General features: G+C 49.5%; 23 protein-coding genes. 14 read left to right on the forward strand and 9 right to left on the reverse strand.

Annotated features, from left to right (window positions below; translation table 11 throughout):
* Position 1: 1 nt before the first annotated feature.
* From ureC to ureG, 5 genes are read left to right on the forward strand one after another with little or no spacing between them, the layout of a single operon-like run.
* Positions 2-1,705 carry an urease subunit alpha gene (gene ureC, locus KU854_RS01235; protein ID WP_218356674.1) on the forward strand — a complete coding sequence of 568 codons (1,704 nt, stop codon included), beginning with the start codon at positions 2-4 and terminating at the stop codon, positions 1,703-1,705.
* 41 nt (positions 1,706-1,746) lie between these two features.
* A complete protein-coding gene (ureE, locus tag KU854_RS01240; RefSeq protein ID WP_218356675.1) occupies positions 1,747-2,199 on the forward strand; it encodes an urease accessory protein UreE in 453 nt (150 codons plus the stop codon).
* Positions 2,200-2,236: 37 nt separating this feature from the next.
* On the forward strand, positions 2,237-2,425 hold the full coding sequence (locus KU854_RS01245; protein ID WP_218356676.1) for a hypothetical protein: 189 nt from the start codon (positions 2,237-2,239) through the stop codon (positions 2,423-2,425).
* Positions 2,422-3,090, forward strand: coding sequence for an urease accessory protein UreF (locus tag KU854_RS01250; protein ID WP_218356677.1), 669 nt, complete (start codon positions 2,422-2,424; stop codon positions 3,088-3,090). Before KU854_RS01245 ends, KU854_RS01250 begins: the two co-directional genes overlap by 4 nt.
* A 12-nt stretch (positions 3,091-3,102) precedes the next feature.
* Complete coding sequence (gene ureG, locus KU854_RS01255; protein ID WP_218356678.1) at positions 3,103-3,723, forward strand: urease accessory protein UreG; 621 nt, start codon at positions 3,103-3,105, stop codon at positions 3,721-3,723.
* A 32-nt stretch (positions 3,724-3,755) separates the two neighbouring features.
* On the opposite strand, the gene KU854_RS01260 is transcribed toward ureG, so the two are convergent.
* Together KU854_RS01260 and KU854_RS01265 are read right to left on the reverse strand one after the other, a co-directional pair.
* A complete protein-coding gene (locus KU854_RS01260) occupies positions 3,756-4,703 on the reverse strand; it encodes a TDT family transporter (protein ID WP_218356679.1) in 948 nt (315 codons plus the stop codon).
* A 566-nt stretch (positions 4,704-5,269) separates the two neighbouring features.
* Complete coding sequence (locus KU854_RS01265; protein ID WP_218356680.1) at positions 5,270-5,752, reverse strand: RNA-binding S4 domain-containing protein; 483 nt, start codon at positions 5,750-5,752, stop codon at positions 5,270-5,272.
* An 822-nt stretch (positions 5,753-6,574) separates the two neighbouring features.
* Here KU854_RS01265 and KU854_RS01270 point away from each other — a divergent pair.
* The 5 genes from KU854_RS01270 to KU854_RS01290 all read left to right on the forward strand — a co-directional run bounded on the left by KU854_RS01270 (position 6,575) and on the right by KU854_RS01290 (position 10,167).
* A complete protein-coding gene (locus KU854_RS01270) occupies positions 6,575-6,874 on the forward strand; it encodes a DUF6916 family protein (RefSeq protein WP_218356681.1) in 300 nt (99 codons plus the stop codon).
* Positions 6,875-6,994: 120 nt separating this feature from the next.
* Positions 6,995-7,753 carry a molybdate ABC transporter substrate-binding protein gene (modA, locus tag KU854_RS01275; RefSeq protein ID WP_218356682.1) on the forward strand — a complete coding sequence of 253 codons (759 nt, stop codon included), beginning with the start codon at positions 6,995-6,997 and terminating at the stop codon, positions 7,751-7,753.
* Between the two features lie 18 nt (positions 7,754-7,771).
* A complete protein-coding gene (modB, locus tag KU854_RS01280) occupies positions 7,772-8,464 on the forward strand; it encodes a molybdate ABC transporter permease subunit (protein ID WP_218356683.1) in 693 nt (230 codons plus the stop codon).
* Positions 8,461-9,558 (forward strand): molybdenum ABC transporter ATP-binding protein ModC, encoded by a 1,098-nt coding sequence (gene modC, locus KU854_RS01285; protein ID WP_218356684.1) that lies wholly within the window; start codon positions 8,461-8,463, stop codon positions 9,556-9,558. The genes modB and modC overlap by 4 nt, the downstream gene beginning before the upstream one ends.
* Before the next feature lie 177 nt (positions 9,559-9,735).
* A complete protein-coding gene (locus KU854_RS01290) occupies positions 9,736-10,167 on the forward strand; it encodes a hypothetical protein (protein ID WP_218356685.1) in 432 nt (143 codons plus the stop codon).
* A gap of 42 nt (positions 10,168-10,209) precedes the next feature.
* Here the strand turns inward: KU854_RS01290 and KU854_RS25195 are convergent, their stop codons facing one another.
* The 5 genes from KU854_RS25195 to KU854_RS01315 form a co-directional block, all read right to left on the reverse strand.
* The gene (locus tag KU854_RS25195) at positions 10,210-11,292 is read right to left on the reverse strand and encodes a methyl-accepting chemotaxis protein (protein ID WP_218356686.1); all 1,083 of its coding nucleotides are present in this window, start codon (positions 11,290-11,292) and stop codon (positions 10,210-10,212) included.
* 581 nt (positions 11,293-11,873) lie between these two features.
* On the reverse strand, positions 11,874-12,482 hold the full coding sequence (locus KU854_RS01300; RefSeq protein WP_218356687.1) for a nucleotidyltransferase family protein: 609 nt from the start codon (positions 12,480-12,482) through the stop codon (positions 11,874-11,876).
* Positions 12,479-13,504: an XdhC family protein gene (locus KU854_RS01305; RefSeq protein ID WP_218356688.1), complete on the reverse strand. Its 1,026-nt coding sequence runs from the start codon at positions 13,502-13,504 to the stop codon at positions 12,479-12,481. Before KU854_RS01305 ends, KU854_RS01300 begins: the two co-directional genes overlap by 4 nt.
* Before the next feature lie 28 nt (positions 13,505-13,532).
* Positions 13,533-15,731: a xanthine dehydrogenase family protein molybdopterin-binding subunit gene (locus tag KU854_RS01310; RefSeq protein ID WP_218356689.1), complete on the reverse strand. Its 2,199-nt coding sequence runs from the start codon at positions 15,729-15,731 to the stop codon at positions 13,533-13,535.
* On the reverse strand, positions 15,724-16,197 hold the full coding sequence (locus KU854_RS01315; RefSeq protein WP_218356690.1) for a (2Fe-2S)-binding protein: 474 nt from the start codon (positions 16,195-16,197) through the stop codon (positions 15,724-15,726). The genes KU854_RS01310 and KU854_RS01315 overlap by 8 nt, the downstream gene beginning before the upstream one ends.
* Positions 16,198-16,384: 187 nt before the next feature.
* Here KU854_RS01315 and KU854_RS01320 point away from each other — a divergent pair, with 187 nt between their 5' ends.
* The gene (locus tag KU854_RS01320; protein ID WP_218356691.1) at positions 16,385-17,272 is read left to right on the forward strand and encodes an AraC family transcriptional regulator; all 888 of its coding nucleotides are present in this window, start codon (positions 16,385-16,387) and stop codon (positions 17,270-17,272) included.
* Between the two features lie 47 nt (positions 17,273-17,319).
* Here the strand turns inward: KU854_RS01320 and KU854_RS01325 are convergent, their stop codons facing one another.
* The gene (locus KU854_RS01325; RefSeq protein WP_336245216.1) at positions 17,320-17,871 is read right to left on the reverse strand and encodes a YfaZ family protein; all 552 of its coding nucleotides are present in this window, start codon (positions 17,869-17,871) and stop codon (positions 17,320-17,322) included.
* Positions 17,872-18,096: 225 nt separating this feature from the next.
* On the opposite strand from KU854_RS01325, the gene KU854_RS01330 reads away from it, so the two are divergent.
* From KU854_RS01330 to KU854_RS01340, 3 genes are all read left to right on the forward strand, one after another.
* Entirely contained in the window at positions 18,097-19,563 is a 1,467-nt protein-coding gene (locus KU854_RS01330; RefSeq protein WP_218356692.1) for a cobyric acid synthase, read from the forward strand.
* A 168-nt stretch (positions 19,564-19,731) separates the two neighbouring features.
* Positions 19,732-20,793, forward strand: a complete 1,062-nt coding sequence (aroG, locus tag KU854_RS01335) for a 3-deoxy-7-phosphoheptulonate synthase AroG (RefSeq protein ID WP_218356693.1) — start codon at positions 19,732-19,734, stop codon at positions 20,791-20,793.
* A gap of 472 nt (positions 20,794-21,265) precedes the next feature.
* Positions 21,266-22,714 carry an MFS transporter gene (locus KU854_RS01340; RefSeq protein WP_218356694.1) on the forward strand — a complete coding sequence of 483 codons (1,449 nt, stop codon included), beginning with the start codon at positions 21,266-21,268 and terminating at the stop codon, positions 22,712-22,714.
* Positions 22,715-22,797: 83 nt separating this feature from the next.
* Here the strand turns inward: KU854_RS01340 and KU854_RS01345 are convergent, their stop codons facing one another.
* Positions 22,798-23,961 (reverse strand): amidohydrolase, encoded by a 1,164-nt coding sequence (locus tag KU854_RS01345; protein WP_218356695.1) that lies wholly within the window; start codon positions 23,959-23,961, stop codon positions 22,798-22,800.
* Between the last annotated feature and the right edge of the window lie 102 nt (positions 23,962-24,063).

Genomic DNA, 24,063 nt, shown 5'->3' on the forward strand with positions numbered 1-24,063 from the left:
CATGGCGAAGATTTCACGACAGGCTTATGCCGAAATGTTCGGTCCCACAACCGGAGACAGCGTCCGTCTGGCCGACACGGATTTGTGGATTGAGATTGAAAAAGACTTCACCGTTTATGGCGATGAAGTGAAATTTGGCGGCGGTAAAACCATCCGCGACGGGATGGGGCAAAGCCAGCGGCCAAGTGCGGAAACGCCGGATCTGTTGATCACCAATGTGGTGGTGCTCGATTACTGGGGCATTGTCAAAGCGGATGTGGCGGTGAAAAACGGCCGCATTATGGCGATTGGTAAAGCGGGTAACCCAGATATTCAGGACAAGGTCGATATCGTCATCGGCCCCGGTACTGAAGTGGTTGCCGGTGAGGGTCAGATTGTTACCGCAGGCGGGATAGACAGCCATATTCACTACATCTGCCCCCAACAAATTGAAGAGGCACTGACATCCGGCGTCACCACTATGATTGGTGGCGGAACAGGGCCTGCAACCGGTACCAACGCGACAACCTGTACACCAGGGCCGTGGAACATTCACCGGATGCTGCAGTCACTGGATGCATTTCCGATGAACTTCGGCTTATTGGGTAAAGGCAATGGCAGTCTGCCCGAAGCGCTGGAAGAGCAGGTCGCAGCAGGCGCTTGTGGCTTGAAGCTGCATGAAGATTGGGGTTCGACACCAGCCGCGATTGACTGTTGTCTGGGAGTGGCAGAAAAAACCGATGTTCAGGTCGCTATCCATACTGATACGTTGAACGAGTGCGGTTTTGTGGAAGCGACGCTCAACGCGATTGGCGATCGGGTCATCCATACCTATCACACGGAAGGGGCGGGAGGTGGTCACGCACCCGACATCATTAAAGCGGCCGGATTACCGAATGTGTTGCCGTCCTCCACGAACCCGACCCGCCCTTACACAATTAACACCGTTGATGAGCACCTCGATATGTTGATGGTGTGCCATCACCTGTCACCCTCCATTGCTGAAGACGTCGCTTTTGCCGAGTCGCGTATTCGCCGTGAAACTATCGCCGCCGAAGACAGGCTGCACGATCTGGGGGCATTTTCGATGATCTCCTCAGATTCCCAGGCAATGGGCCGGGTTGGCGAGGTAGTGCTCCGTACCTGGCAGACCGCCCACAAAATGAAAGTACAGTTTGGCGCGCTGGAATCGGACTCTCCTTACAAAGACAACTTCCGGGTGAAACGCTATGTCGCCAAGTACACCATCAATCCGGCCATCACCCACGGTATGTCCCATGAAATTGGTTCGATTGAAGTGGGCAAACTGGCAGATCTTGTGCTTTGGAAGCCGGCATTTTTCGGCGTGAAACCCTCACTCGTTATCAAAGGCGGTCTGATCGTTACTGCGCCAATGGGTGACCCCAATGGCTCAATCCCCACGCCACAACCGGTCCACTACCGCCCAATGTTTGGCGCGTTTGGCGCAGGCCCCGCAACCAGTTCATTGCTGTTTATGTCCCAGCAGTCGATAGACGCAGGTGTCCCGGATGCTTTAGCACTGAAAAGCGGCATTGCCGCGGTGAAATCCTGCCGAAACATCCGCAAAAAAGACATGAAGCTCAATGACTGGCAGCCCAACATTGAGGTGGATTCCCAAACCTATGAGGTGCGGGCGGATGGGCAGTTGCTGGTATGCCAGCCCATGGATGTACTGCCAATGGCACAGCGATATTTCCTGTTTTAGTAAGGCATTTGTTTAAACAACGACATTGATAAAGGACATGCATGATCGAATTTACGCAGGTTGTTAGCGGTGAGCAGGACAAAGACTTGCCGACAGTGCACCTCCCCATAGATGCACGGATAAAGAGCCGGCTTAGAATCACACTCGACGATGGCCGTGAAGCCGGGTTGTTTTTGCCGCGTGGCAACACGCTGCGGAGTGGCGACGTTTTAAAGGCTGAATCCGGTGAGGAAGTCAGGGTGATTGCAGCCGATGAAAAGGTGTCGACTGCCCACGCAGAAGACGGCGTTCTTCTGGCGCGCCTTGCCTATCACCTTGGAAACCGGCATGTACCGCTGCAGGTAGGAGACTGGTGGGTGCGATACCAGCACGACCATGTGCTGGATGAAATGGTCGGTTTACTTGGCGGCACAGTGATTGTGGAAATGGCCCCGTTTGAGCCCGAGGCAGGGGCTTATGGCGGTCATTCATCCGGCCACCACCATTCCCATTAACGGTTACAGAATTTCAAACAAGGACAGAGGACGTTTTATGAACATCAATAAATTACTGGCAGCGACGGCGGTGGTTTTGGCTTCTCCCGTATTTGCTCACAGTGGCCATGGGCCAGACAGCTCGGTGATGGCGCACATTGGCGACAGTTTTACCCACCTAACGACGTGGCTGGCGATTGCTGCCGTGGTAGGTGTGCTGGTTTACATCAAGAAGAGACGCCAGTGAATCAGGAATATCGTCTTTTCCAGCTGATCAGCCCGTCTTTGCCTGTAGGGGCGTTCAGTTACTCCCAGGGGCTGGAGTGGGCGGTGGAGTCCGGATGGGTCGACAGCGAATCTGCGCTGGTGGATTGGCTCAACTGCTTGGGGGTAGAAACACTGCAATATCTTGAGTTGCCTATTTTGCGTCGACTATATCAAGCCGCCAGGGACGAGGATGTTGAAGCGTTGGAACATTGGGTTACTCAGCTCTACGTTACCCGTGAGACCTCGGAGCTGAGGCTGGAAGAGGTTCAACGTGGACGAACCATGCGAAAACTGCTGGAGCAGTTGGGATTGACCGAACCAGATTCGCCGCACAATGAGGCGATAGGTAAGTCAGCCCTGGCGGGGTTCGCCTGTGCTGGGGTGAAGTGGAACATCGAACCGGACGCGCTGTGCAGAGGGTATGCGTGGAGTTGGCTTGAAAACAGTGTGATGGCAGGTGTAAAGCTGATCCCGCTTGGGCAGACAGCGGGTCAGCGGGTGTTGTTGGCGGTTACTGCAACCCTTGAGCAAGCAGTGGAGGCATCCAATTTTATTTCTGATGCACAGATTGGCAGCTTTGCCCCTGCGCAGGCCATTGCTTCAAGTTGTCATGAGCACCAATACACCCGACTTTTTCGATCATAAGGAGTTTGATATATGGATTATAAACAGCCGCTTAGAGTTGGCGTAGGAGGCCCGGTTGGGTCGGGGAAAACGGCATTGCTGGAAGTGCTCTGTAAAGAGATGCGGGACAGCTATTCCATCGCGGTAGTTACCAACGATATCTACACCCGTGAAGACCAGAGAATTTTGACTGAAGCAGGCGCTCTACCTGCTGACCGTATTGTGGGTGTGGAAACTGGCGGTTGTCCACATACAGCAATCCGGGAGGATGCTTCAATGAATCTGGAAGCGGTAGAGGGATTGGCAAAATTGCATAAAGACTTGGAGGTGGTATTCATTGAAAGCGGTGGAGACAACCTGAGTGCAACGTTCAGTCCCGAGCTTGCTGATCTGACCATCTATGTCATCGATGTGGCGGAAGGGGAGAAGATACCGCGCAAAGGGGGGCCGGGCATCACCCGCTCCGACCTTCTGGTCATCAATAAGATCGACCTGGCGCCTTACGTTGGCGCGAATCTGGATGTGATGGACTCGGACACCAAACGGATGCGCCCAAGCAAACCTTATGTCTTTACCAACCTTAAAGAGCGCCAAGGGTTGCCGGAAATACTGGAGTTTTTGGTATCTGAAGGGATGTTAAAAAGAGCAGGATAGCAGTTCCTGCTCATTGCAGTTTCGATAAGCGGCTATTGAAGGTGTTTGCCGAATCCATAATGCCGGATATAGCCAATGCTCACCCAAGTCACCAGCAAAGTGGCGACGGCCAGTTCTACCAACCCCAACCTTTCGAGCCATGACCAGTGGGGAAAATCGTGTCCCAGCCAAATCGTCAGTCGCTCCATGGCGACGGCACTGATCACTGAGGGGAAGGTGAGTGCGGCTAAGGTGGGCTGGAATGGCTCACGCAGCAAATCGATATAACAGAGATAGACGAACAATGTCATCATGATGCCCACACCGGCCAGAGCACCTGCCAATACCGGATCCGGTTGCGGCAGGTTCACCAGATAAGCTGTAAGCGCCAGATTTACCGGCGCGGCCATGATAGCCAGTACCGGACGGGAGTTACGTGGTAACGTTTCGAGAAAACAAAGCCGGTACAAAACAAATGGCAACATGCAGAAATACGCACCAATGCAGATATGCGCTAAAAATGCAGACTCTTCGCCAAAGCCGAGTTTTGGCCCCGCCAGGGTGCTGCTGATTAAGCCAACGGGATACAGGAACCAGCTTGGATAAATGTTTTTCTTATCGAAGGATTTGAACTGGAAAAAGAAGAAGTAGCACATCATAAAGACATGCATAGCCATGGCTGGATACCAAACTACCGTCGCCCAATCTGAATCGACACCGGAAAGAAAGTCCGCCATCAACAGCAGCGACATTGTCATTGGCGCCATCAGACTGCCATATAGCGGGTCGCGTAAATCCTGAAAAAAACGCTTTGGCTCAAAAAAGTATTTCAGCCATACCGGCGCAATTAGCAAAATACCGATGGTGGACAATAGGGGGCGTGAAATATGGCCGGTGATTGGATGATACAAAGACCAGGCCGCGCCAAGACCAAAAAATGCCATGGCAAGGGAAGCTTGTGCTGTGGGAATAAAACGAAAAGGCGAGTGAAACACAGTCAAAAAAACACCCAAAAATTCAAATTAACAGCTGCATTATACGCATGCTTGAGTGACTTGTGCGGGTTAACTTTCTACTTTCTTTTTGAAAAATAAGTGAATAGGAGACACCGAAAAAATGGAACTGGATGTTAAACGTGAAGGGCCTTTTCTCATGCATAATTCCCGCCCAGTTGGTGCTTGGGCGCAGAGAAAAATTTAAATTGGGAAAGCGCGTCACAATCACAAATACGAGACGTAGACCCGCATGGGGACTGGCCTATAATCAAAGTGCGACCAAGAAATAAGGTACAACTTAGGAGCAAAAAGCTCGTGTCCCGTCAGAGACTTGAATCTGGCAATGGTCGCATAACAATTTGGAATGTTTAATGTGCGTAGGAATACGCTAACTGATAGTCAAAAGCCCTTATCGCAAATCGACCCATGGCAAACCAGCACGAGGTCAAGTGGCTCAACGTAATGAGCGGCGTAAGGCATACACAGTGATACAAATGTTAACAAACCACATTTTTCCAACATTAACTGATAGAGTTAAGTAAAAAGCCACCGAATCACGGTGGCTTTTTTTGTCAGAATGAAATCTGTTTTCTGCCGTTAGGGGCGATCTCACCTTGGGTTTGCTCACGCTTCGCTTTCACACTTGGCGTTGCATCTTTGTTGCCTTTTACTGTGCTGTTTTTCTGAGCTTTTTTATTTTGTGGCGACTGCTTCGGTTGCGGCTTGGTTTTAGCAGGCTTGGCCGATTTTGGGTTTGAGTTTTGCTGAGCCGCAGGTTTTGCTTTTTTCTCTCTAGGCGCTACCGGAAGCGGTGGCGTATCACAAACCAGTACATAAAATTCTTCGTTAAAGGCAATCAGGTCACCGTCGTAAATTTTACAACGTTTTCGGGTTTCCACTTCGCCGTTAACAATGACATACCCTTCGGTGATCGCCATTTTTGCTTCACCGCCGCCACTGACAGCATTGGCAATTTTCAGCACTTTATAAAGTTCTACCGGTTGTTCTGAGACTTCAATGCCGATTGCTTCAATTTCAATTTCTTCTTGCGACATGTTTGTCACTCTGTATTGATACTTTCGCCGGGAGTGTATCTGAAATTGCTGGGATCCCCAAGTCGGCTGGCTGACGAGCCAGAGAGTGGACACGGAAGTGTTACGGACAAAGGGAAATGAGATGTTCTGAGAAACTTGGCCGTTTTGTGTCCAACTAATTGAATTAATGGAAAGAAGTGTGATTCAGGTTGCATCGATGGGTGTGGATTCACTTGAAAGATGCAAGTGTATGTAATAAATATAAGCTTATCGTGACAACGAAACGAATCTTTTCCTTGTTATTGTTGTCATAGATATATCGTCGACTTGCACGTGATGATGAGTCCTTCATCTCAACAAGACGTGCTCCTTGAGAAATGAAAAAGGGGAGACAGCCACCCAGTGGCAAAGTGCGGCCGACGTATGACTATCTGTCAGGACACAAAACCCTCAAAGAGTGGTTTTGAGACAAGACTGACATTGTTCTATGAGGTGTTAATATGACAAATAAAAGCAGACGCCAGTGGTTCTACCATCAAAGTAAAACTCAGAAAACGCGTCCAATAAAATTGCGTTAATCGTAAAAAGGCCAGAAACGCCAACCGGCGTTTCTGGTTTAAATATTCCTCATCCGTTCTCTCTCCTCGCATTCATCACGTTCAGCCCACCTATACCCATATATGAAAAAGTGGGGCAACTGTCAGAAAATTCAGCTTAAAAACGGTTTCTGTTAGTGGGGAAAGCTACACTCATTTAATGCTGATGGCGTCAGTACGCGGCTAGAAATGGCATTCTGTCTGCTGTCGCCGTGACTATGGCTACTGGATGGTTCAGGAGAAAGCGATGAATGTATTGTCTTGGGAGAATATCTCCAAGTTGACTGGGCAAACGGTACAACTGTTAGACGGTGCTGAAAATGAGTATGAAGTGCAGGTTGAGACCGTGCGTGAAGAGGCGCACAACGGTGAAACCATAGATGGACGATTGGTTGAGCACTACACCATTGTCCTTGAAGGGCCGGACAGTGCCGAATTCCCCCAAGGAAATTATCTGATTTCCCACCACAGTATGGGGCAGCAAATTCTTTATATGATTCCTGCAGGCAACAACCGCTATACCATCACCATGAATACAGAGGCTTGACCTTCTTCTCTGTTGCTCGCTTTCACGGCAGACAGGTGTTTACTTGGCGTATTGAATACCTGTCCACGCCAAATCGTTGTTATGATAGCGCCTTTCAGTCATGAGCCTGCAAGAGGTTATATGCAACGCGTTTTACTGGCATTCTTCAGCGCATTTCTCCTTTTCTCCAAACCAGTTTTTGCAAACGACAATGTCCTCGTTTTTGCAGCATCATCGTTAACCACGGCATTGAATGACATTGCCTCTGCGTATCATGAAGCGACAGGGCAACAAGTCACGCTTTCCTTTGCCTCGTCTTCTGCATTGGCTCGTCAACTCGCGTATGGTGCGCCGGCAGATATCTTTCTGTCTGCGAATGAAAAATGGATGGACTATGCGGTGTCTCAAGGCGTGATCCGCAAAGAGTCAGTGACACCTTGGATCAAAAACAAATTGGTGCTGATCGCCAGTGACCAGGAAAATATACCTGTCGCGTTGGATGCAAATAAGATGCTCGCGGTGTTGGGTGACAGCCGGTTGGCACTTGCCGATCCTACCCATGTCCCGGCAGGGATCTATGGTAAAGAATCGCTGGAAAACCTTGGCCTTTGGCAAGCGTTGGAAAACAAATTGGCGCTGTCGAACAGTGCGCGATCAACACTGGCGTTGGTTGAGCGTGGCGAATCACCTCTTGGCATTGTCTATTACTCCGACGCGCAAGCTTCCTCCCATGTTAAAGTGGCGGCTATGTTGCCGGATAATTCGCACACGCCGATTGTGTTCCCCAAAGCGCTGACGAATGAAGCATCAGCAGCGTCCGAGGCTTTTTTCCGTTTCCTTGATTCTCCCGCGGCGAAAGCCATTCTGATGGAGAACGGTTTTGTTGTTAACCCTGAATAAACAAGAGCAATAAACGTCATGTTACTGACCCCGCTGGAGTGGGAAGCGCTGTCGCTTAGTCTTAAAATATCTTTTGTCGCCGTTATGGTGAGTCTGCCTCTTGGCATCGCGGTTGCCTGGTTGCTGGCAAGAAAACAGTTTATCGGCAAGTCGATCCTCGACGGCCTGGTGCATCTACCTCTCGTTCTGCCCCCTGTTGTTATAGGTTATCTGCTGCTTATTTCTATGGGGCGACGCGGTGTGATTGGCAGTTGGCTCTATGACACTTTCGGCTTGTCTTTTGCCTTCAGTTGGCGTGGCGCAGCACTGGCATCAGCCGTGGTGGCATTTCCGCTTCTGGTCAGGGCTGTGCGGTTATCGCTGGAGTTGATTGATGGCAAGCTTGAAGAAGCCGCACGTACGCTGGGCGCATCACCGTGGCGTGTCTTTTTCACGATTACTTTGCCCTTGATGATGCCAGGTATTTTATCCGGGGTGGTTTTAGCCTTCGCAAGAAGTCTGGGAGAGTTTGGCGCTACTATCACCTTCGTATCCAATATTCCCGGTGAAACCCAGACGATACCCTTGGCGATGTTCGCCTTTTTGGAGACACCGGGCGCAGAAGAACAGGTAGCCCGGCTTTGCATCATTTCCATTGTGATTGCCCTTGGTTCCCTGTTCGGCTCGGAATGGCTCAGCCGACGTATGAAAAGAAAAATGGGGCTGAAATGATTACGCTCTCGTTTGATATCTCTCTGGACAGTTTTTCGCTTCACCTTGATGAGACACTTCCTGCTTCGGGGATCACTGCGGTATTCGGTCGTTCCGGCGCCGGTAAAACGTCTCTGATAAACGCGGTGAGTGGCTTAATTACTCCACGACAGGGCCGTATTTCATTGGGGGAGAAAGCCCTTTTTGACAGTGAACAACAGGTTAACCTTCCGCCTGAAAAACGCAGGGTAGGCTATGTGTTTCAGGATGCACGTCTTTTCCCTCATATGACCGTAGAGAAGAACCTGCGTTATGGAGAAAAGCGAAACCAGCCTTCAGTTTTCAAAGAAATCGTCGCTTTGCTTGATATCGAAACTTTACTGACCCGGTATCCGAGGGATCTCTCCGGCGGCGAAAAACAACGGGTTGCGATTGGCCGGGCTCTGATGGCGGCACCTGAACTGCTCATCATGGATGAACCTACCGCATCTTTGGATGCACCACGCCGACAGGAATTGATTTCGTATCTGTTGCTTTTGGTTGAGAAGCTCAAAGTTCCGGTGCTCTATGTCAGCCACAGCCTGGATGAGATCCTACAGCTCGCTGATAACATGCTGATCCTTGACCGCGGTCATGTAGTCGCAAACGGCCCTATTCATGAAGTGTGGGGTTCTGAGCCCATGAGGCCGTGGCTTAGCGCAAAAGAGCAAAGTATGCTGGTAATGGCGACAGTGGTGGGGCATCACGAAAACTATGCGATGACCCAACTGGATCTCGAAGGACGGCCACTTTGGGTGCAGCGGGTTCAGGCTGAAAAGGGAGCGCGAATGCGTTTACGCATTTTCGCCAATGATATTTCCATTGTTAAAACCAAGCCGACTGATTCGAGTATTCGAAACGTAATCCCAGCGGAAATTGCCGACGTCATGCAGTGTGACAGTGGGAATGGTGAGGCGGGTTATTGCCAGCTTGCACTGAAAATCGGTCAGCAAACTCTGTTGGCAAATATTACCCAATGGGCTGCTGATGAGCTCTCGTTGTCGCAGGGGCAGCGTGTATATGCGCAGCTCAAAGGCGTTAGCGTCGCAAAGGGTGATTCAGCCCCGACGCACTAACGATTCCTGACAAATCTTTTGGAGACTTTGGGCTAATTTCCAGTAGAATCTGCCGATACCGCACAGCGTATAAACACAATATGATGCGGGATAGTAGAGAAAAGATATAACCATTTCCCTTCGAAGCTTTGACATCTATTTTGGATCGACGTCGTTGGGAGTGTTCTAGGAGGATTAATGTTTGCATGGCTAACTAGCTTGTTCAGAAAAGAGACCCTGAAATCAACGGATTGGGTTAAAAAGCTCATGCAAGCCAACCGCTCTGGTAGCTACAATAAGTACCGCGAATACTACGATAAGCATGTCGCCCGTATTCATAGCGCTTACCATACAGACTTTCAGCGATTTGAGCGGTTCGCTGTACAGACGTACAAAAAGAATGATCAGCGCGCATTTATGGCTATTAAAACAGCCATGTACGCACAAAAATTAGGGCAGGTTAAGGTAGCAGCCTGTTTGACAGCGTCAGTGATTAATTACAACAAAACGCTGGTGGCAGATAAGAAACTGCAGATCCATCCAAAGCTACAGCGTGCAGCAAAGACATTGCACAAGCAGATCATTGAAGCGCATGCGAATGCAAAACTGAAATCCAAAGAAAAAGCCTGATAAATCAGGCTTTTTTATGCTTATGACTTATTGAAAACAGGGCTAAGCTGCGCTTTCACCAATCAGTCGTTCAAGCGCGTCAGTCACGCGGATACTGCCTTCTTCCATTGAATTGAGGCATTCAACCATGGTGCGGAAATCACCGCGTGTGCCTGCTTCAAGTGCCTGGCGGCCTGATTCATGCACTTGTTTATGCGGGTTATCAATAGCATTAAACGACGGCATGGCTTTGAATTGTTTTGCACCATCCCCTTCGAAATACCATTTACCAAGGCGACACTCGGTGTGTCGGTTAACCGTCTGGTGGAATTCGCCGTTGCTGACATATTTGTAAACCATGCTTTTCCACACGGCGTGGTCGAGTTTCACCGTGTTGAGGAACGAAGAAACCACGGCGTTTTGAATGACGCGCTGCATGGATTTTGATTTTTCCACCACCTGAACCACAACTGCTTCGATTTGTGTGGACGATGCTGATACTTCTTCTGCGCCTTTCTGGCTCTCTTCAACCAGTTTTTCGATATCAGTATTCTGGTTGATAACCTTCTTCACCAACCCTTCAATCTGGCTACTTGCTTCACCCGCTTTGCTCGCCAGTTGGCGTACTTCATCGGCAACAACCGCAAAACCCCGACCTGCTTCGCCCGCGCGTGCGGCTTCAATGGCGGCATTCAACGCAAGAAGGTTGGTCTGCTCAGAAATTTCCTGAACGGCTGCGACAAAGCGGTTGATCTGTGTGGTGGTCTGGGTGAGCTCTGCAACGGCTGAACGGTTGCGTTGCGATTCTTGTGTGATGCGGTCGGCGCGGTTGGCAAGGTTTTGGATAGCGCTCAGGGTCTGAGCGAACATATCGTCCAGTTCTACCAGTTCCTCTTTTTCTGTGACGAGGGTGTTTGCATTTGCTAGTAGTCCTTCACGGATGGCTTCAAGCATGGCCGAGCCTTTCTGCTGACAGCGACTGGTTTCAGTCAAATCGACGATTCGACTTTCCAATTCCGCGATGAATGCATCCTTTTCCTGGAGTTGCATTTCTACTGCAGAAAGACGCTCACTATAGCCGGCCTCAAGTTCAGCTATTTTCGCGTTAAACTCACTTTCTTTTTTTTTGTTGTTCCAGAACGCCATTTTGTATCCTTTAGTCCCTAAAAAGCCGCCCTATAAGCGTAGCAGGGAATTGTTGACATATTTTAATAATCATCCGAGATGTATATTTAGCGTAACAGGTTGATTATCCGCCAGTTAGTTTGGGAGCCACTCATCATGAGCTGTATAGCCGTTACTCTGAAACATGGCTTGTTTCGAAAAGGAAAGATACACAGAGTAAACGTTGATTTTATACCCAAACGACCTGAAGATGCGCGCATTCAGAGGTCATAAATGCGTTCAATTCGAGGCAAATTTTACGAGGAATAGTCGTTCTATTTCCGTGGAATTTAACGAAGAAGTGGGCGCATTGATGGCCTCCCTTCGGGCGAGTTGACTGACGCCATGCTCTTTGTTGTTCCTTTTTGATGGAGGTGGCTACACCTACAAAGGAACGCCGCGATCACAACGACAGTCAATCTCGCTGAATCCTGCATCTTCAGGTTGTTTGGGTATATGTCCCATAACTAGCGGCATTTTTGCAGGTTTCTTTAGTGATAAGGTAGTTATTAACGCATCTGACACTCATAATTCTGAACTGAGATTGTTTTAAACTATTTGCACTACCACAGGGATGCCATGTTGTTGATGTAGTGCACATAACATTCAAGGTCAGCGGGGGTGTCGATATCAATGTTGCATTGGTCAATGTCTACAGCCGTTATCTTGTATCTTTCATCGCTGAGCAGATGTTTGGCTCCGGAATCCCCACTAAGTCGCTGGAGTGCTCCAAACATTGATTTTCCGGCAATAGCGGGCACACCGACAGAGTCCCGGTACTGACAACAAACGGCATCTACTGAATGCTCGCTAAATACTTTCCACAGCAACGCGACATTGTCTGCGCTGACAGCAGGTTGATCTGCCAACATAAACAACAGGGCATCATACTGCGAAGACAGCTGCTTCGTGACCTTAGCGATGACACTTCCTATTCCCTCGTCCCACGTATCCTCGTGGAGCAGCGTCACTGGCCAGTTATAGCGCTCTTTTGCCTCAGACAGTGTTTCATGCCAGTAGCCGGTCACCACAAATACATGGGGCGTCACGCTGAGCGCAGCCTTGATAGGGAAGCTGATTAAAGGGGTATCGTTGACCGGTGCCAACATTTTGCAAGACTGAAATCGGGATGCGCGGCCAGCAGCTAATATAACCGCAGCAATATTTGTCATTCTTTCACTATTCCACTCAATGATTTGGCGCTTGCTTCGTTTAAATACGCCATACATTCAGAGAGAATAGAAAGTGCGATGCCTTCTGGCAATGCTGCACCTAATTTTAGTCCTGCAGGTCCCGCAAGTTGGTACGAAAGTCTCTCTTCTGAAAGTGTTACGGCTTCCAGCACTTCGAATTTCCGGTGAACTGGTCCCAACAGCGCTGCATACTGAATTCGCGTGCCATTAAGCGCTTCAATGGCGGCCGAATCCAAGGACACACTGTGCGTCATCACAACTGCTGCATTCACGTTCTGTGAATTGCAGTAATTGGCCAGTGTTCCGGCAGGCTCGCGCAAAATTGTATCAACATTCATGAAGTAGTCGCGCCGGGCATTGGCGGGGCGGGGATCCCAAAGTGTTACCCGCCAACCGAGGCGGTGTGCGATGTCGCAAACCGGGCGCGCATCGAAACCCCCACCGCAGACGAGTAAATGAACAGGAGGTTGGAGGTAAGTTTTCAGCCAGACTGCGCCTCCTTCATCAATCTTTTCTCCGATAGTATGAGTGTCGGCAAGGTAGAGTGAGGGGGCTGAGCCTGGAATGAAATGGGCGGTTTCCTGACCTGTTGGTGTCAATGATTGATAGTAGTGGCCAGATTGATTCCGGGACAGATGCAGAAATACCTTATCCAATGCCAGATACTGGTTTGACGATGACAGGGGTTGCAGCAGGATGTGTACTTTTCCGCCGCAGCCAATACCAAGCTGAAAGGTCAGGTCATCTTCATCCTGCGCATCATATACCAGTTCACAACGCTTGCCGGTTGCCATCACTTTTCGGGCATGGCGTTGAAGGTCCGATTCCAGACAACCGCCACTCAGCATGCCCAACTGATGACCGTTGCTGCTAAAGAGCATCATCGCGCCGGCTTTCCTGTAACAAGGGCCTTCGGTTTGAAAGACAGTGCCGAGCACCCACTCGGCACTGTCTTTTTCCTCAAACCAGACTTTCAACAAATGTAAAAGGTGATTGCTCATTGACACCGTTTCCTTTTCCGCTCGAGTATCAGGATAACTTCATGGGTAGTTCATAGATGCGTTTACCCACTGCAGCAAACACGGCATTGGCCACTGCCGGTGCAATCGGTGGGACGCCTGGCTCACCAACACCCGTGGGTGCCTCGGCGGAAGGGACGATATACACCTCAATTTCCGGCATCTGTTGTTCGCGCAGAACCAGATAGTCATGGAAGTTGGATTGAACGGTTCCGCCGTCCTTTAAGGTGATCTCGCTAAGCAGGGCGGGTGAGAGCCCAAAACCTATGCCGCCTTGCATCTGAGCCTTGATGATGTCGGGGTTGACGGCAACCCCACAGTCGACGGCGCATACCACTTTATCGACAGAGATTTGGCCATTCTCAACGGACACTTCCACCACTTGCGCCACATAGCTTCGGAAAGACTCATGGACGGCAACGCCCCGGCCTTTCCCTTCAGGCAGTGGAGAGCCCCAACCGGCTTTTTCTGCCGCAAGGTTAAGCACACCCAGATGGCGGGGGTGGTTTTTCAGTAAATTACGACGAAGTTCTACCGGATCTTTCCCTGCTTGATGCGCCAGTTCGTCGAAGAAAGTTTCTGTTGAGAAAGCAGTGTGGGTATGGCCGACAGAGCGCCACCATAAAACGGGAACCGGCAAGGTAACCGTATGAAGTTGCACAGACAGGTTTGGAATCGCGTAGGGAAGGGTTGCTGCGCCCTCAACCGACGTAGAGTCAACACCGTCTTTGACCATAAAGGGTTCGAAAGCGGTACCTGCAGCAATTGACTGACCCACAATCCGTTGCTCCCAGGCTTCAATGTTGCCCTCTTTGTCCAATGAGCCGCGTATTTTATGGACATACATAGGGCGGTAGTACCCTGCGCGCATGTCATCTTCGCGGGTCCAAAGCATTTTGATTGGCACGCCGGGCATTGCTTTTGCGATAGTGGCTGCCTCGACAACATAATCAGAATGTGAATTGGCGCGACGGCCAAAACTGCCACCTGCAAACAGGGTATTGATAGCCACATTTTCCGGTGGGATCCCCAGTACAGCGGCGACTGACATTTGGTCGATGGTCTGCAGTTGAGAGCCGTACCAAAGCTCCGCGCGGTCTCCCTCGGCCAGAATGACGCAGTTCATCGGCTCCAAAGGGGCATGGGCAAGATAAGGGAAATAGTATGTGGCCTCGATGACACCCTCAGCGTTTTCCAAAACGGCAGGTGCATCGCCATCATTTCTTGCGGGTAGCCCAGGTTTTTCGGTCAGTGCTGTGTATTCCTGTTTGAGCGTTTCGGTGCTTTTGTTGAATGCGGAACGATCCCATTCGATCTCCAATTTGTCCCGCGCTGTTTTTGCGCTCCAGAAGTCTTTGGCGATGACTGCAACACCGGTCGGGAGTTGAACGACGTTCACCACGCCGGGCGATTGTTTGGCGGCAGTGGCATCGAACGATTTTACTTTGGCACCAAAGGCAGGAGGATGGGCGACCAACGCAGTTAACATGCCTTCCAGTTGCACGTCGATAGTAAACGTCGCTGTCCCATTGCTTTTGCCTTTGTCTTTTCTTGTGGTTCCGGTCTTGCCGATCAGAGTGAATTGCTCAGGCGTTTTTAAAACCACCTGTTCGTCAGAAGGGACGGGCTGCAACGCGGCAATTTCGGCCACTTCACCATAGTTGGCGCTTTTGCCGGATTGATGGCTCAGTGTGCTGTTACTTGCAACAATCTCGTCAACAGGAACCTGCCAGATCTTGGCCGCGGCCCCAACCAACATGGCCTTCGCTTTCGCACCGGCAATTCGCATTTGCATGAATGAATTGGCGATGGTGGTGCTTCCGCCTGTACCCTGAACTGTGCCAAACAAAAGGTTATTGTAAAGATTGGCGTTCGCAGGTGCGGCTTGGGTAGTCACCAGGCTCCATTCAGCATCCAGCTCGTCTGCCGCAATGGTCGCTAGACCCGTTGTGACACCTTGTCCCATGTCCAGATGTTTAATCATGATGGTGACCGTGTTATCCGCGTTGACTCGGATAAACGCATTGGGCTCGAAGGGCACGCCGGACGTTTCCTTTTCACCTGCTGCCATTGTTGGCAAGTGGATGCCCAATGTTAATCCTGCACCTGCGCCCGTCATCAGTTTGATGAAACCACGTCTTGAAGTGCCGGATTCTGGTTGTGAAACGTTTAGGGACTTGGGGTCGAAATCTTTGAGAAAATCACGCATGGCTTTCTCCTTTGAGGTCATCTGCCGCTTCTTTAATCGCATTGCGGATTTTCACATAGGTTGCACAACGGCAAATGTTGCCGCCCATGGCAGCATCGATATCAGCATCAGAAGGTGAAGTGTTATTTGCCAGAAGCGCGCTTGCAGCCATGATCTGCCCCGATTGGCAGTAGCCACACTGAGGAACCTGCAGTTTTTCCCAGGCTGTCTGAACCGCTTTTGCTTCTTTCGTTGTGATGCCTTCAATGGTTGTTATCTTTTGCCCCGCGACGGCGGATACCGGTGTCACACATGCGCGGATTGGCTGGCCATGCATCTGAACGGTACAGGCGCCGCATAGTGCTTGCCCACAACCAAACTTGGTGCCAGTCATTTTCAGGGTGTCCCTTAATACCCAAAGCAAGGGAGTCTCTGGTGGAACATCCAGCTTGTAATCTTTTCCGTTGATCGTGACGGATACGCTCATGCTTGTCTCCTTTCTGGGTTTGCGCACGTTAAGTGCCCAAAACTGTTTGGTAACTATGGCGTGAATCCGGTGTTGATGTTATCCAGATGTTCCTAAAGGCATGCCTAAAACTCCGGAATTTAACTGTTAGGAAAAGAAATTTAGGTGTTTAGTGTCATAATTCTACGGATGGGATCAGGAGACGGTTATGGACATAACGCGGAAGTTGGCAAGTCAAGTGTTTGAAAGATTGGGGGTAAACGGTGTTTATCCGACAACCATAGAAGGCCTGAAACTCTATGCCAGCGAAACGGATGTTCCGACTATGCCAATAGTGCTACAGCCGACTATCTGTTTTGTGCTTCAAGGGCAAAAGCGGATCACTAGCGGTCAGCAAAGCTACGTTTATAACTCTGGAAGCTATCTGATTAACTCTGTCACACGGCCGGTGGAAGCATCAGTGTTTGATGTGAGCGAATCTCATCCGTACTTGGGGCTGAGTCTGACCGTGGATCAGCAGACGGTGGGTCAGTTGATGATGGAGATGACACAATGGCAGAAGGATAAGCCCCACCCGCAACAGGATGTTCTAACCCAATCGACGCCATTAACCGAGAGCATTACCCATATTCTTTATCGGCTTCTAAGCACCCTTAACAACGCCATGGATCAGCAGATTCTCTCTGCGTCAATCTGTCGTGAACTTTACTATGAAGTGCTCAAAGGCCCCTGTGGCGGCTTACTAAGAAATTCTGTGATTAACCATGCGGGTGCGAACCGGATAGCCCCTGTTGTGCACTATATCGAGCAGCATTTCGAGCAGGATCTGGACATTCAATCTATTGCGGGTGTGGCGGGAATGAGTGCATCGACGCTTCATGAGCATTTTAAGCAAGTTACGACGGTATCCCCAATGCAGTATGTGAAATCCCTGCGGCTGCACAAGGCAAGGTCCATGCTGTCATCCGGATTTAAAATTGCGGAAGTGTGTTACGGGGTAGGGTATAGCAGCCCTTCGCAGTTCAGCCGCGAATTCAAACGTTTCTTCGGCTTCACTCCGTCTGAAGCTAAAAACCTGACGGCTTCAATGGAATGAAAAAGGCGGGTTGATTGCCCGCCCTCTGTTTAACTGACTCTGCCGCGTTACATTTCGAAGCGGACATTGAGGTAAAACTGCTCTTTGTATAAGCCGTTAGCACGATAGGTAACGCCGACAGACAGAGCGTCAGTAGAATGGAATCGCCCTCCGAGTTCAACGATAGAGCGTGTGTCGTCAGAATCAAAAGCGACTTGCCCGACTAACAGGTTGGCCTCGATCTGCGGCAGTATCCATGCCCTGGCTCCTACGTTGACGCCATAAGCCAGTTCACCCCAGTCATGTTTGTCATCGTCCGGAAATCGAACGGAGTAGAGCCGTGCATCACCGTAGATATCGACGAAGCCGTTTATCGGTGCCTGAAATCCAGCGCCACCGGAGACAATCCAGTCACCTTCAAATTGACTACCGGCATTCACCACAAAATGTGCGCCATCCATAAAGGCGTAACGTCCGGTAGCTGCAAGCCCAGAGGGATTAGCGGTAAAGCCAATTTCAAGATTGGAGTAGTTAAAGTTCGTTGCCGAAGCGGCTGCCGACATCAAGCATAATGCTGCAACGGTAGTGTGAATAGCGCATTTATTTGTGTTATTTTTCACAGCAATCCTTGCGGTTTGTTAATGCAGTAGATGTGCTGAAGTGTATGTTTTGTGAGCTGTAAAATTTACTTACAAATCAGATAACTTTGACCGCGTTTGCAAACATTTTTCTAGCAACTGATTTGGCTCTCATATTTTTGCAATTTCTGAGCTAACTTTGCATGTTAATTCACTTTTTTATCTTCTCGTCGTTGCTTTTTAAATCGACGTTTCGGACTGCTTTCTATGTTATCCACCTCAAAGGCCCTGATGGTACAGGGTACGACTTCTGATGCCGGCAAAAGTGTACTCGTTGCCGGTTTGGGACGGTTGTTGGCGCGCAACGGTATTTCTGTTGCGCCTTTTAAATCCCAGAATATGGCGTTAAACAGCGCCGTAACTGAAGAAGGTGGCGAAATTGGCCGGGCTCAGGCGTTTCAGGCTATTGCCTGTAAAGTCTCGCCAAGCGTTCACATGAATCCGATTTTGCTTAAGCCGAACTCGGACTGCCAGGCGCAAATCATCGTACAGGGTAAAGCCGTGGATGAAACCAATGGTATTGGGAACCGCTCATACAAAGCGTTTGCGATGCCAAAGGTGTTGGAGTCTTTCACCAAGCTCCAGTCTGATTATGCGTGTGTTTTGATTGAAGGGGCTGGAAGTCCGGCTGAGGTGAACCTGCGCGAGAATGACATCGCCAATATGGGGTTTGCGGAAGAGGCGGATGTTCCAGTCATTATCGTCGCAGATATCGATAAAGGCGGTGTTTTCGCCCACTTGACCGGTACATTGGACTGCCTTTCAAAAACAGAGCAGGAAAGGGTTATTGGCTTTGTGATTAACCGTTTCCGTGGGGATATCACTCTGCTTGAACCTGGCCTGCAATGGTTGGAAGAGAAAACAGGTAAGCCAGTATTGGGCGTTGTGCCTTATCTTCATGGTTTAATGCTGGATGCTGAAGATGCGGTAGACGTCGCCCAAACCCTCGACCACTCAAAAGCGGTGATTAATATCGCTGTGCCGGTACTGCCCCGTATCAGTAATCACACAGACTTTGATGTACTAAGAGTCCATCCACAGGTGAATCTTCAATATGTTGCGCCGGGGGCGGATATCCCGCCTTGTGATTTGATTGTCCTGCCTGGCAGTAAAAGTGTCATCGCTGACATGAACAGTTTGCGAAGCTTTGGATGGGATAAGCAAATTGCAAGACATCTGCGGTATGGTGGCAAAGTAATGGGGATTTGTGGCGGATTCCAGATGCTAGGTGAATCAATCGCAGATCCCTATGGGTTGGAAGGTGAACTGCCACATGCAGAAGGCTTGGGTTACCTTCGTGCCCGCACAACCATCGAAAAGGAAAAGGTACTGACAAGGAAAACCGGTACGTTGACGATTGCCGGTGAAAAGGCATCAGTCACTGGCTACGAAATCCATATGGGTGTGACTGAATCAGTTGGCATACCGTTAATTGAGTCCGAAGGCGAATTTGAAGGGTTGATCAGCGAAGATAATCAGGTGTTGGGTACATACTGGCATGGTGTTTTTGATTGTCCCGAGGCCTTGCTGTTATTACTAAGTTGGGCAGGATTCTCTGGTGTTGAAGGTGTAGATTTGGATGCTGAGCGCGAACGAAGCCTGGATGCTTTGGCGGATGCGCTTGCTGCGTCTTTAGATTTGAAAAAATTGTGGCCAGAATGGGAATTAAGCTAGGTAGAGCACAGCTTCTCGTTATGTCAAGAAAAGCCTGTTAGATATTTTTTTGTAATGTCGTAAAAATATGTTTGCACACATCAGGCAAAGCCGATAAGTTATCGGTAATAGTAGGGAAAGCTGCTCAGCTGTATCCAAGTTGAGCACAATTTATAGCAAGGTGATTGAATGAGCTTTTATCAAACAGACGACGTTAGAATCAGTAATATCAAAGAGTTACTTCCGCCAGTCGCGGTATTGGAGAAGTATCCGGCAACCGAAAAAGCGTCTGAAACAGTATTTAATGCTCGTCAGGCTATTCATAACATGCTTAACGGTAACGACGACCGTCTGCTGGTGATCATTGGTCCTTGCTCTATTCACGACCCAGTTGCGGCGGTGGAATATGGTAAGAAACTGAAAGTCCTTCGTGACAAACTCAGTGATCGCCTTGAAATCGTGATGCGTGTGTATTTTGAAAAACCACGCACGACTGTTGGCTGGAAAGGACTGATAAACGACCCATACCTTGATGACAGCTTCAAGCTGAATGATGGCCTGCGTATTGGCCGCAAGCTGCTGCTTGATATCACGGACATGGGGCTGCCTGCTGCAGGTGAGTTTCTGGATATGATCACCCCGCAATACATGGGTGACCTTATCAGCTGGGGTGCTATTGGTGCGCGTACCACTGAATCCCAGGTTCACCGTGAACTGGCGTCTGGTTTGTCTTGCCCTGTTGGCTTCAAAAACGGAACAGATGGCAACATCAAGATTGCAACCGATGCAATCCGCTCTGCAGAGTCGCCACACCATTTCCTTTCAGTGACGAAATTCGGTCACTCGGCGATCGTGGAGACTGCAGGGAACGAAGACTGCCACATTATTTTGCGTGGTGGTAAAGCACCAAATTACTCTGCGGAAGATGTTGCTGCGGTGACGTCACAGCTGGATGGTGCCAAGCTTCGTAACAAGCTGATGATCGATTTCAGCCACGCGAACAGCAGCAAGCAGTATCAGCGTCAAATGGTGGTTGGTGAAGACGTTGCGAATCAGGTAGCCAGCGGTAATGACGCTATTTTCGGTGTGATGATTGAAAGCCATCTGGTGGAGGGCCGTCAGGATCTGGTTGATGGTAAAGCACCGGTTTACGGTCAAAGCATTACAGATGCCTGTATTGGTTGGGACGACACCGAAAAGCTGTTGAACCAACTGGCTGATGCTGTCAAAGAGCGCCGCGCAGGAAAGTAAGCTTTTATCTAATCTGAATATTCAAAGCCGGGGCATGTTGCCCCGGTTTTTTTGTTTCTTTTGGATGGAGGAAACTATACCTACTTAAGATCGTCGCGATCACTATGGCAGTCAATCCCGCTGAATCCCGCATCTTCAGGTTGTTTGGAATATGTGCCGCCGCATCTGTCATTATAAATAACATTCGACCCATGATTGAGACTTCTTTCATCTATATTCAGTTAAGAAGTGCGCAATTTCACTGAACGAGAAATTGAGGCCAGTGGGGACATATAAAGTACATAATCGCGCGATCCAACTGTAAATCCCCTCATTTGCAAAACCAAAGTTTGAACGTTGGATATCGCAACAAAGAAAGCGCTTTCTTTTCTCGAATATAGAGATATATATCGTCAAGAGGTGATTTGCCGGGTTTTGTGTTTGGTCGCTAGGATGCAATAACGGCAGAACTATTGGGGTTAAGGACAAACCAATGTCAAACATTGAATCAGCAAAACCACAACACCATGATGCGCGGGAAAGCGTGCCTTTATTACAAAAAGGGGCTTACGGCGCAGGGACACTCACGTTAAACCTGTTGCCGGGAGCCTTGGGTGTCTTTTCATTCTTCTTGATAACCGCTTTTGGTATTGATCCATTCCTCGCGGGCCTGTTGGGCGGTTTACCTCGTTTATTTGACGCGCTTACCGATCCCATCATGGGATTTATCACGGATAACACTAAATCGCGTTGGGGAAGACGCAGACCCTATATTGTCGTTGGAGCCATTCTGTGTGGTGTTTTCTTCGCCATGCTCTGGCAACTCGACCCTGATGCGTCTCAAGAATATAACTTTTGGTACTTCCTCATTTTTTCCCTGATATTCACGATTGGTAACACCATGTTTGCGACACCTTTCGTTGGCTTGGGGTACGAGATGACATCGGATTACAACGAAAGAACACGCCTTATGGGATTTGCGCAAACCATGGGACAAATCGCGTGGATGATTGTGCCTTGGTTCTGGGTATTGATTGCAGACCCTGATCTTTTTAGCAGCCAGGCAGAAGGCGTACAGCAACTCTCAATATTCGTTGCCGGTGCCTGTATCACCTTGGGGATTTTACCTGGTCTGTTTTGTCGAGGTATTGATGCGACAAACATGGAGAACCGCGCGGAAATTTCTTTTTCGACCATTTGGTCGAACCTTCTCCAGGTATTTAAAGGTATTAAGCAGGTATTCAGAAATGCGCCGTTTGTTCGCCTATGTGCAGCGACATTCCTTGTGTTCAACGGTTTTCAGCTTGTTGCGTCATTCAGCTACTTTATTATCGTATTCCACATGTTTGGTGGTGATTACGGCGCTACTGGTACCTGGCCAGCGTGGTTTTCAACCGTCAGCGCAATCGTAACTGCTGTGTTGGTGATTCCGGTTATTACCCTGATGGCGAAGAAATGGGGTAAGCGAAAAGCGTTCATCATTTCAACCGCTATTTCCATCGTGGGTTACGGTTTGAAATGGTGGGGCTTCAGCCCGGATAACCCTTGGATGATATTCATGCCGATTCCTTTGATGTCATTCGGTATTGGTGGATTGTTCACCCTGATGATGAGTATGACAGCTGACGTGTGTGATTTGGATGAACTTAACAACGGCATGCCACGTAAAGAAGGGACGTTTGGTGCAATTTACTGGCTGATGGTCAAGATTGGTCAGGCACTGGCGTTGATTCTTGGTGGTCTGGTGCTTAAGATCGTTGGTTTTGACCCGGGTGTGGCCGAGCAATCGGTTGAAACCATCACTAATTTGCGTTTGGCTGATATTATCATTCCAGCATCGACAGCATTCCTGGCAATCCTCGTGATGTGGAAGTATGACCTCACGGAGCAAAAAGCGCTGGAGATTAAAGATAAGCTGATTGAACTTCGCGGCGAACTTTAATACTAATCGTAGTAAATATCAGCGCATAATAGCTTGTTAAAAAGCCCGTAAAACTTGGTTTTCCGGGCTTTTTGTTTGCTTGACTAAGAGACGGTGTTGAAGAAACTCTCAACCGGGTTAAGTTCGCGAAGGCCGTTCATATCACGCACGATTTGTTCGAAAATCTTGCTGGAGATATCAATCAGAGTGTCTGGAAAGTCATAGTGCTTGTCGTGCAAGGGGGGATGCTCCAAACCGCTCCCGATACCAAAAAACGCAGATGGCCACAGGCGCGCGTATTCAGAAAAGTCTTCCGACCAACGCATCGGCTTTTCCAGCACAGCGAAATCAAATCCCAGTTCTTTGCAGGATTGTCTGAGCAGCAGGTTAGCTTCACTGTGGTTAATCGTCGCTTTAAACCTGTCCACCCATCGGATGGAAAATGACAATTCATTCTCATCTGCCCGCCTGGCGGCAAGATGTTCGACCTCCTGACAAAGTGCGTCGAAACACTTGTTGCTGTCACTGCGAAGCGTGACCATCAACTCCGCTTTTTCCGGTGTGGTGCCGAAGTTTGGGCTTCCAAGGTTTACATGAACGATGGTGGCCAACACAAAGCTGTTGGGAAAGCGCTTTGGCAGTTGTTCGATATCTCTAATCAAATCACTTAACGCTGGGGTAGGGTTCTTGGCTGTTTCGGGGTAGGCGGCATGTGCTGTGGTGCCTGTAAGCTCTATTGCAATGCCGGTTGAGGCGCAGGAAAAGGTGTTGTCCCGACAGACAATCTGCCCGAGCGGATGACCGGGAATATTGTGATAGCCAAAGGCATAATCAATGTCACCTTTATGCCAATTGCTATCTGCCAGCATCGCTGCCGCACCTTGCCCATTTTCTTCGGAGGGCTGAAACAGTAACGTCACGCTGCCGCGTTGCAACTCGCAATGTGCCAGCTTATGGGCGAACGCCATCAAGCTCGCGCTGTGTCCATCATGGCCGCAGGCATGCATTACGCCGTTCACTTCAGACGTGTGATTGTGTTTGGCTGCTTCGTTGATAGGCAGGGCGTCAGTGTCGGCACGAAATAGCAGGTTAGGGCCGGGCACTTCACTGTCTACTTTCACAATAACGCCGTGTCCTCCTATGCCCTGCAACGGTTCAAAACCGAAGCTTTTCAGGGTGTTCGCTATCAGCTTCTGCGTTTGCTCTTCCTCGCCGGAAAGTTCGGGCAAACGGTGTAACTGATGTCGGAACAAAATAGGATTGAACATGGCTTCACCATACAACGGTTAACGAGCCCAACACTGTACGTGCAGAAATGGCACATTTATGTGATCTGGATCGACTCTATTGAGGTGCACTGATCAGAGTTG

The organism is Enterovibrio paralichthyis, assembly GCF_019209835.1.
GTDB classification, from domain to species: domain Bacteria; phylum Pseudomonadota; class Gammaproteobacteria; order Enterobacterales; family Vibrionaceae; genus Enterovibrio; species Enterovibrio paralichthyis.